This is a genomic window from Rhodoferax sp., assembly GCF_014859475.1.
Classification (GTDB): domain Bacteria; phylum Pseudomonadota; class Gammaproteobacteria; order Burkholderiales; family Burkholderiaceae_C; genus Rhodoferax.
The window spans coordinates 41,275-50,188 of sequence record NZ_JACUUE010000001.1; the positions used below are offsets into that span (position 1 = coordinate 41,275).

15 protein-coding genes are annotated in these 8,914 nt (G+C 60.4%); 7 read left to right on the forward strand and 8 right to left on the reverse strand.

The annotated features are described in order from the left end of the window. Positions 1–7: 7 nt before the first annotated feature. From IBX54_RS00200 to IBX54_RS00230, 7 genes are read left to right on the forward strand one after another with little or no spacing between them, the layout of a single operon-like run. The gene (locus IBX54_RS00200; RefSeq protein ID WP_296540646.1) at positions 8–337 is read left to right on the forward strand and encodes a TusE/DsrC/DsvC family sulfur relay protein; all 330 of its coding nucleotides are present in this window, start codon (positions 8–10) and stop codon (positions 335–337) included. A gap of 21 nt (positions 338–358) precedes the next feature. Further along, complete coding sequence (locus tag IBX54_RS00205) at positions 359–1,009, forward strand: hypothetical protein (RefSeq protein ID WP_296540647.1); 651 nt, start codon at positions 359–361, stop codon at positions 1,007–1,009. 6 nt (positions 1,010–1,015) lie between these two features. Next, a complete protein-coding gene (locus tag IBX54_RS00210; RefSeq protein ID WP_296540648.1) occupies positions 1,016–1,915 on the forward strand; it encodes a TauD/TfdA family dioxygenase in 900 nt (299 codons plus the stop codon). Next, on the forward strand, positions 1,912–3,387 hold the full coding sequence (locus IBX54_RS00215; protein ID WP_296540649.1) for a 2Fe-2S iron-sulfur cluster-binding protein: 1,476 nt from the start codon (positions 1,912–1,914) through the stop codon (positions 3,385–3,387). The genes IBX54_RS00210 and IBX54_RS00215 overlap by 4 nt, the downstream gene beginning before the upstream one ends. A 28-nt stretch (positions 3,388–3,415) precedes the next feature. Then, positions 3,416–3,814, forward strand: a complete 399-nt coding sequence (locus IBX54_RS00220; protein ID WP_296540650.1) for a S24 family peptidase — start codon at positions 3,416–3,418, stop codon at positions 3,812–3,814. 30 nt (positions 3,815–3,844) lie between these two features. Then, positions 3,845–4,063 carry a hypothetical protein gene (locus IBX54_RS00225; RefSeq protein ID WP_296540651.1) on the forward strand — a complete coding sequence of 73 codons (219 nt, stop codon included), beginning with the start codon at positions 3,845–3,847 and terminating at the stop codon, positions 4,061–4,063. A 9-nt stretch (positions 4,064–4,072) separates the two neighbouring features. Then, positions 4,073–4,516: a hypothetical protein gene (locus IBX54_RS00230; RefSeq protein ID WP_296540652.1), complete on the forward strand. Its 444-nt coding sequence runs from the start codon at positions 4,073–4,075 to the stop codon at positions 4,514–4,516. A 2-nt stretch (positions 4,517–4,518) separates the two neighbouring features. On the opposite strand, the gene IBX54_RS00235 is transcribed toward IBX54_RS00230, so the two are convergent. The 8 genes from IBX54_RS00235 to IBX54_RS00270 all read right to left on the reverse strand — a co-directional run. Further along, positions 4,519–4,812, reverse strand: coding sequence for a TusE/DsrC/DsvC family sulfur relay protein (locus IBX54_RS00235; RefSeq protein WP_296540653.1), 294 nt, complete (start codon positions 4,810–4,812; stop codon positions 4,519–4,521). Continuing rightward, the gene (locus tag IBX54_RS00240) at positions 4,809–5,186 is read right to left on the reverse strand and encodes a thioredoxin domain-containing protein (RefSeq protein WP_296540654.1); all 378 of its coding nucleotides are present in this window, start codon (positions 5,184–5,186) and stop codon (positions 4,809–4,811) included. Before IBX54_RS00240 ends, IBX54_RS00235 begins: the two co-directional genes overlap by 4 nt. After that, a complete protein-coding gene (locus IBX54_RS00245; RefSeq protein ID WP_296540655.1) occupies positions 5,183–6,292 on the reverse strand; it encodes a YeeE/YedE family protein in 1,110 nt (369 codons plus the stop codon). Before IBX54_RS00245 ends, IBX54_RS00240 begins: the two co-directional genes overlap by 4 nt. A 28-nt stretch (positions 6,293–6,320) precedes the next feature. Then, positions 6,321–7,205 (reverse strand): hypothetical protein, encoded by an 885-nt coding sequence (locus IBX54_RS00250; RefSeq protein WP_296540656.1) that lies wholly within the window; start codon positions 7,203–7,205, stop codon positions 6,321–6,323. A 7-nt stretch (positions 7,206–7,212) separates the two neighbouring features. Then, a complete protein-coding gene (locus tag IBX54_RS00255; protein WP_296540657.1) occupies positions 7,213–7,683 on the reverse strand; it encodes a DsrE/DsrF/DrsH-like family protein in 471 nt (156 codons plus the stop codon). 38 nt (positions 7,684–7,721) lie between these two features. Next, positions 7,722–7,949, reverse strand: a complete 228-nt coding sequence (locus IBX54_RS00260) for a sulfurtransferase TusA family protein (protein ID WP_296540658.1) — start codon at positions 7,947–7,949, stop codon at positions 7,722–7,724. Positions 7,950–8,122: 173 nt separating this feature from the next. Then, positions 8,123–8,467, reverse strand: coding sequence for a helix-turn-helix transcriptional regulator (locus IBX54_RS00265; protein ID WP_296540659.1), 345 nt, complete (start codon positions 8,465–8,467; stop codon positions 8,123–8,125). Positions 8,468–8,536: 69 nt separating this feature from the next. Continuing rightward, a partial coding sequence (locus IBX54_RS00270) for an ABC transporter permease (protein WP_367141791.1) occupies positions 8,537–8,914 on the reverse strand: 378 nt, incomplete at its 5' end.

Here is an 8,914-nt window from a genome sequence, read left to right on the forward strand (position 1 = left end):
AGATTCAATGAGCTACACCATCAATGGCACTGAATACGAAACCGACGAGCAAGGTTTTTTGTTGGAGCCACTGTATGAAGATGACGCGGTCCGCGTCATTGCCGCTGCGGAAAACATCAGCCTGACCGATGCGCATTGGGAAGTGATCAACTACCTGCGCGAGCAATACCGCGAGCACGGCCATACCCCCAACTTCCGCAACATGCTGAAAAGCTTTGCCGAAGTTCATCCGGGCGTTGACAGCAAGTACCTCTACGACCTGTTCCCCATTGGTCCCGCCAAGCAAGGCCCCAAAGTGGCGGCACTGCCGCAACCCCTGGGCAAGGGCGGTTACTGATATGCCCCTGCGTGCGCCACCTTGCAGGCACCCTTACTCAGCCCGGTGCGCCGTATGGCCAACATAAGAATCAAGAGCCAGTGGTTTCGCGATGGCGCCGCCAAGACGCCACAGCAAAATGCCAGCGCCATGGCCTTCATCACCTGGCGCGTGGCGCAAAACATGCTCAAGCAAATGCGCAGCGCGCGATTTGACATCGAGGTCGGGCCGCAGTATTTTGATTTCACCCGCGAGGTGCTGATATTTTTGACCCAGGTGCTCGACCGCATGGCGCATGCGCGCATGGAAGATGCCGAGCGCGGTGAGTTCATGACTGCGCTGGTGCAGCGCGTGGCGCAGATTTTGCAAGACAACGAAGACGGCCTGATGGGTGAGCCAGCCGCCGGACAAGTCAGCCACTACGAGCAGTTCATCGATCTGTTCAACGAATTGTCAGAGCACTATGCCGACTTTGGCTTTGATGCCAAGGGGCCGGACTTTGCCTTTGTACGCTACCTCGGGCACCGCATCGAAGCGCTGATGCCGCAAAAAGACCAGCGCTGGGTGGTTGACCAGATCATGGCCAGCGAAGTGCCAGATGCCCTCGACATGATCCAGCGCGGCATGGACGGCGTGTTGTCCACCGAGCCCCGGCCGGCGCGCGCGTCCCGCACTGCGAACACGGGTGATTGAGCTGCCATGAGTCATCCTTTTGACCTGACACAAGCCGGCGCCTACCAGCGCTGGCGCGACGCAAAATTGGCCAGTCAGCCGCGCCAGGCGGCCGACCTGATTGTCGATGTGGCCGATCCCCGGGCCTTGTCCGCCAGCGAGCGCGAGGCGCTGTTGCAGCGCTGCGCCGTGGCCAACATGGCCATCTACCGCAGCCCGGTCATCACGGAAGACAAGGCCATTCCGGTGCAACTGGCGCGCCAGCTTGGCCTGCACCAGCTCGACGGCAACTGGCTCGCTGACGAAGACGGCATTTCTCCGATTGCCGTGGCCGCGCCTACCGGCGACCGCCCAGCCTTCATCCCCTACACCAACCGCCCCATCAAGTGGCACACCGACGGTTACTACCAACCCGAGACCCGCCCCATCCGTGCCATGGTGCTGCATTGCGTGCGTCCGGCGCGCCAGGGCGGCGAGACGGCGCTGATGAATCACGAAATGGCTTACGTTGCCCTGCGCGAAGCCAACCCCGACTGGGTGCGCGCGCTGATGGCGCCGGATGCCATGACCATTCCAGAACGGATTGACGATGACGGCATAGCCCGCCCCGAGCAAGCCGGGCCGGTGTTCATGGTCGATACCACCAGCGGCCAATTGAACATGCGCTACACGGCGCGCACGCGCAGCATTGTCTGGAAGGACGATGCCGCCACGCGTGAGGCCGTGGCCTTCCTGGCTGATTTTTTGGCCAGCGACAGCCGCCATATTTTTCGCTTGACGCTTGAAGCGGGCATGGGGCTGGTGTGCAACAACGTGCTGCACGACCGCGCCGGTTTTGCAGACGACCCGCAGCAGCCCCGCTTGCTCTACCGGGCGCGTTATCTCGACCGGTTGGCCCGGTCCACTTCAGGAGCCGTCGCACCATGAGCCACCAGGTCAGCATTTGGCGTGCCGCCCAGTTGCTGGGCGTGGCACGCGGCGTGCTGCAGCAGCAAGTGCGTGACGGCACTCTGGTCTTGAACGACGGCTGGGTTTCGACCGACGTGTTGCTGCGGCTTTACCCGGATGCCAAGCTCGAAGAGTCGGGGCTGCTGGAGCGGGTCTCGCAAATTCGCGACGAGGCCTTTGGCAAACGGGTGCGTGAACGCATGTTGCCGAGCCAGGAGGTGCTGGCGCAACGCCTGTTCGCGCAAAGCCAGGAGCTTGCCGATGTGCGCAAACACCTGCAGCGCTACCACGAGCTGGTGGTGGCCCTGCAACAGGGAATCCGCCAGCAGCTGAACCAGCACCCCGGCGCCGCCAGCTGGCTGGCACTGGAACAGCAAATCACGCACGGGCTGGCCAAGGTGCTGGCCACCGAGTCGGTTGACCTTCTGGAAGTGATGGACGATATGCTCAAAGTGATGACCGCCGAGGTCACCGTGCGCCCCAGCGGACACCAGTTCGCCGTGGAAGGCCGCGCCAACCTGTTGCAGGCGGGTTTGCACGCCGGGCTCAAACTCAATTACGGCTGCGGCAACGGCAGTTGTGGCATGTGCAAGGTGCGCGTGATCGCGGGCGAAGTGGCCAAAATCCAGCACTTTGATTACCCCCTGTCAGAAGCCGAAAAAAACCAGGGCTACACGCTGATGTGCTGCCACACCGCCGCCAGCAGTGAGCTCACACTGGAGCTGCTCGAAACCAGTGACCCGCTTGATATTCCTGAGCAGTTGATTGCCAGCCAGGTGCGCGCCATCACACGGCTGGCGCCCAATACGCTGTTGCTGCACCTGCAAACGCCGCGCAGCCATCGCTTGCGCTTTCTCGCCGGCCAGTCGGTGCAGTTGGGTTGGACCCAGGTTGGCCATGAGGACGTATCAACCAGCTACCCGGTTGCCAGTTGCCCCTGTGATGAACGCAATTTGCTTTTTTTCATCACCCGCAACGAAGCCGACAGTTTTGCCCAGCGCCTGTTTGCCGGCGACATCAAGCAAGGCGCCACCGTCACGGTGCTGGGCCCGAGCGGCGAATTCGTGCTGTCAGAGGGCCATCGCCCGCTGGTCTTTGCCGCCTGCGATGCCGGCTTTGGCCCGGTCAAGAGCCTGATCGAGCACGCCATGTCGCTCGACGCCGCGCCATCGCTGACACTGTTCTGGCTGGCCACCCGGTCTGATGGCCATTTTTACAGCAACCAGTGCCGGGCCTGGTCGGAAGCACTCGATCAGTTCGAGTACGAGCTGATCACCCACCCCGATGCAGCCTTGGGGGCGTGGCAAATGGCCCAGGCCATGCGCGCCGATTTGTTTGACATCGACTGCGACTTTTACCTGGCGGGGCCGACCGAGTTCGTTATGACACTGCACGACGAACTGCGCGCCTCGGGTGTTGCCGAAGCCCAGATTTCATCGTTGGTGCTTTGATTTTTACAAGCCATTGGCTGATTTCAACATGCAAGCTCAGAATCATGAATCCACCGGAGCCAACCAAGCCGCAGCAAACCATACCGAGGCCGCGCAGGCGGCCTTCGACGCGGCTTTGCCCGATTGCGCCGGGGGTGAGTCTTTTGCACTGATGGTGCAAGGCCAGAGCATGTACCCCGAGTTTCAGGAGGGCGAAATCATCATCATCGAGCCCGAAGGCCTGGCCCGCGACGGCTCTTACGTGCTGGCCTGGCATCAGGCGCAGTGGACCTTCAGGCAACTGCTGCGCAGCGAAACTGGCTGGCTGCTGCATGCGCTGAATCCGGCCTTTGCCGATGACCCCATCGCAGATCTGTCGCCGGTTCGCGGCGTCATCATTCAAAAGGCGCTACCCGGCCGACGCCGCGCTTCCAAGCATTACATCTGACGTCGCGCTCAAGCTCACCCGATCCGCACCATGCCCTACTACATCTACCACATCAAACCTTTTGCCCAGCTTGAACAACTCAGCGTCTTCGAGAGTTTTGCCGAGGCATCCAAACAAGCCAAGGCGCTGCGGCTGTCGCTTGACTTGCCAGCCTCGGAAAAAGTCAAAGTGATTTTTGCCGACAACCCGCTGCAGGCCGAAGACCTGCTGTGCCAGGTACGCACGGCCGGCCCCAAGGGCGACGACTGAGGTGGCGCAGTGGTCGATGAAGCGGCCTTCCATGCCTCACGCGAGCAGCTCAATCCCAACCCATGCGTCTTTGCCAAAGCGATTCTGGCGGGTTGCGCCAGCTGCAGCCTGGCCCGGCACCAGGCGCTGGCCGAACGCGAGGTGGTGGCCTGCAGTCAGAAGGTCGCGCACATCAACTGCAGCACTTTGAAAGATCTTCTTTACGAGCGTGCCACTTTTGCCTTGCGGCTGCCGCGCCCGGCAAGCGAAATCCCCCACCTGAAAGCGATGAAGCTGGTCTGTGGCGGATTGCAGGGTCTGCAGGCCGCGCTGGCAGCCCCCAAGCCCGATGTGCACGCCATGGTGCAGTCGGCACAAAGCCGTCATGACAGTTTGCTCGACCTGCCCTGGCAGGCCATTGTGGTGCACATCGCCGCCTGGCAAATGCGCCGCCGGGCACCGGCGGACCAATGAAGCTAAACGCAGCCCGTGGGCTTGGGCAGACCGCCGTACTTGGTGATCGGTTTCATCGGGCCTGTCATCCACAGCTTGAAGACGCTGTTCTGGTCTTCATTGATGTACTTGGCAAATTTCCGGATCGGTGGCACGCTGCCGAACTCTTCGTAATAAGCGCGCGCCTTGAGGACGTGTGACCACTTGACATCGTCGAGCTCATAGCCGTCGGACTCGGCCATGGCACGGCCAATTTCTTCAGTCCAGTCACCCATATCGGTCAGGTAACCGTCGCCATCGCGTTCGGGCAAGTTCATGGTGTGTTCTCCATTTGGGGTGATTTGGCGTGGTATGCCAGCAATTGGTCAAGAAAGCGGCGCAGGAAACCTTCGGTCTGCATGCCATGAAAACGCTCGGTAACCAGGCCGTGGCTGTAGCCGATCACAGTCGGAAAGCCCTTGGCCTGGTGGCGTCCGGCGATGCGCATGTTTTCATCGGCATCCACACGTGTCAACACAAAGCGGCCAGCGTATTCCAGCGCCAAACGCTCCAGTAAAGGGGTCAGCACCCGACACGGGCCGCACCAGTCGGCGCCAATATCGAGCAACACCGGCACCTGGTGTGAACGCAGCACTACCGCGTCGTCGAAATCGGATTCGGTGACGTCGACAACGAAGGGGATGGGCTTCAAGCGCGCCAGTTCAGGTAGTGCATGGTGGCAGCGCCGCCGCCGATGATGCCGGCCAGCACGATGAAGGACCCGATCGCCAGCGTCGAGATGCCGCTCATGCCCTGGCCCACGGTGCAACCCAGGGCGGTGACGCCGCCAAAGCCCATCAGCACGGCACCCAGCAACTGAGTGCGCATGTCCTCCATCGAGGCAAAGCCTTCCCAGCGAAACTGGCGGCTGGCAAGGGCGTAGGCCAATGAACCCAGCACGACGCCGATAGCACTGGCAATGCCAAAGCTCACATGCAGGGATTGGTCAGTCCAGAGCATCAGCAATTCCAGACTGAGAGCTGTCGGCGCCGCGGAGCTGAACGACTCAAGCGTGCGGGTATTGGTGGCAAAGAAAACCATCTCCATGGTCTCCGGACTTTCGCCATACCCCAGGTGGCCGGTGAGGTACCAGCCGGCCACGATCAGCAAGCCCAGCACCACAGCCCCCAGCCATTGCACCGGGTTACCGCGAAAGCGCTTGTCCTTCAGGGCGAAGGCAGCCAGCCCCAGGCTCAACACCGCCACGCTCGCGAGCAAGGCAGGTTTGGCAGCCATGCCGGTCAGCTTGGCCAGAATCTGCGGCAGGGTTTGATCCGTCAGGCCCCACTGCGCCAGATCCAGAGCGATTGGGTCGAGGTAGCTGGCGCGCCAATGGCCAAACAAGCCCTTGAGGGTCATGTAGGCCGAGATCGCCACAAACACCAGCACCACCAGCGAGCGCAAGCTGCCCGCGCCCAGGCGCACCAGGTTTTTGTTGATGCAGCCAGCGGAAATCGTCATGCCAATACCAAACAACACACCGCCCAGCGCCATCGACAGCCAGGGCAGGCTGGGGCGCACATAAACCGACTTGGATAGGTCAATCAGCCCCAGATAAAACAACAAATTAGTGCCAAGCATGGCCACGGCGATGACCAGCAGCCACATGCGCATACGACCCCAGTGCGCCATGTTGACCACATCCGAGATCGCGCCCATGGTGCAAAAATTGGTCTTGTTGACCACGGCGCCAAAAATGAAGGCGAGCGCGAAGCCGCCCCACACCACTATGCCGCTCAAGTCGCTTGGCTCTGTCATCACGAACTCCTTGGCAGACTTTGGATTACTACTGAGGCGTGCTGGGCGTGGCCAGGCGTACCATGGTGGCCCGAATCGCCTCGGGGGCATTGATGATGGTCATGAACTGCCCCATGCCCAGGGCCGGCCAAGCCAACGCAATGCGGTAGCGGGCGTACAGGGCGTAAACCTTGTTGTCGACAATGAACAGTTCATAAGGCAGGGCCGCCGGAAAATCGGTGCCGATCTTGTTGACCCACCAGCCTTCGCCGTCGCTGGCGCTGTTCATGGCAACGCCGAACACGGCCATTTTTTGCTCCGGCATCACCACCTCGTAGACCCGTCGCGTGTCGCCCAGGCCTTTCGCCAGATTGCCTTGCACTGCTTTGAGCGCCTCTTCAAAACTGGCGTAGCTTGCGAGTTCGCTGTTGGCCGAGTCGAAGCGCTCCATGCCGAACATGTAGCGGTAGCCGGTCAATTTCTCCTGCGGCACATCGCCGCCAAAGCCAGTCCCTTCACCCAGCGCTTTCACCAGTCGTTGCTGCACCGACTTGACCGCCTCCTGTGCCCCGGCAAAGTTGCCGCGCAGGTAGGCCCGGTACCAGTAATCCGGATTCATGTAAGAGACGCTGCCATCGCTGCTGATGCCAACACGAATTCCCGCCGCCACAATGTCGCTGCTCGGGCCGCCCGCACGAATGGACGCCAGCATGGCCGGGTCGGAGATCACCAGGCTGGCACGCCCGGCAACGCCCTCGGGCAGGTGCTGGCCGAGCACGCTAAAGCCCTCGGCCTGGAGTTTTTTCTCGACCTGCGACAGCTGGGCTGACAGCTCTGCCGCCGGTAGTTTGCTGGCGTGGGTATAGGGTGACAGGGCCAGGCTAAGCTGGGCTGTGCACAACAGGGCAGCGCCCAGGAGCAGTCGTTTGATCATGTCTTGATTAAATGAACAGGCAGACGTCGGATTCGCCGGCAAATTTCATGAACGTGGCAGCGCCGCCGAATTCAATTTCCTTGATGAACTCGCTGGTCTCGAACTCAAACAGATCGACCGTCATTTGGCAGGCGACAAACTTGACATCAGATTCGATGCAGATGTCGCGCAGCTCCTGCAACGAAGCCACGCCCTTGGACTTCATCTTGTTTTTCATCATCATCGTTGCCATGGACTCCATGCCCGGCAGCATCTGCACCACCACCGGCATCGGCACGGGCATCGGCATCGCCGGATTGGCGAGTGGGCTGATCTTGACGTCATCGAGATTTTTGCGCAGCAACTGCAGGCCGTAAAAGGTGAAAAAAATCTGCACGTCCCAGCCCAGCGCTGCAGCGGTGGAAGCCAGAATGAACGGCGGGTAAGCCATGTCCAGGGTACCCTTGGTGGCAATCAGGGCCATTTTTTTAGCTGCCATGCGTGAGCTCCAAATAAAGTTGCGGGTAAGCCGGAAGATCAGGCCTTCTTGAGGAAAAACACGAACTTGCTGTTTTCGCTGCCCTGCTCCAGCAAGTCATTGCCGGTTTGCTCGGCAAAGGCAGCCATGTCGCAGACTGAACCTGGGTCGGTGGCGATCACCTTCAGGATTTGACCCGAAGTCATGTCTGCCAGCGCTTTTTTGGTTTTGACGATGGGCAGCGGGCAAGACAGGCCCGACGCGTCAAATTCTTTGTTGAATTCCATGGGATCTCTCCGTAAGTTGATGGCTTGCAGCCGAAAAATAGATCCAAACGCCATGCCCCTGAAGAGGCCAGCGAATTGCGATCTGTGCATTTTTGTTGACCGGGGCAGCACCGTCTATCACCGCAAAGGGTGAGGCCTAGTAGCCCATATGGGCTATGTGACCGAGAGATCAGTCAGGCTGACAGGCTGATCGCCTTGCTGTTGATGTCCTGGCACACCGCCTCGCAGATCGAGGCGATACGCTGGTCAATGAGGCGGTAAAAAATTTGCACGCCTTCGCGGCGTTTCCCCAAAATACCGGCTTGGTACAAGGTGTTGAGGTGCTGCGACATGTTGGGCTGGGTGGTCTTGACCTGCGTGAGCAGGTAGCTCACATTCTTTTCGCCATCGCACAGACAATTGATGATCTTGAGCCGCATCGGTGCCGACATGACACGAAACAAGTCAGCGGCCGACTCGAAGGTCTGATCGGTTTTGACCATTTTTGGCATGTCAGTGGTGAACGACTGAAGTGGCATGGAGGGAGTCCTTATCATTGCTGCGATGGGGGCAAATTGGTCGCGACGGATCAAATTGTAATTTGATGTTCAGCCATTGTGCGACCGGAGTGTGCGGCTGATCAGGATGACCGGGATCAGCCCTGCCAGCACCAAGGCTAACGAAGGCAGCGCTGCCTCGCCCAGTCGCTCGTCGCGCGCCAACTGGTAGGCCACCACCGCCAGCGTGTCGCTGTTGAAGGGCCGCAGCACCAAGGTGGCTGGCAACTCCTTCATCACATCGACAAACACCAGCAGCAGGGCCACGGCGGTGGAGCGCCTGAGCAGCGGCCAGTGCACCCGCTGCAATAAACCCCACTCGCCACTGCCAAGCATGCGCGCAGAATCATCAAAACTGGCCGGAATGCGCGCATAGCCGCTTTGCACCGACTGCAGCGCGACCGCGCAAAAACGCACCAGGTAGGCCCA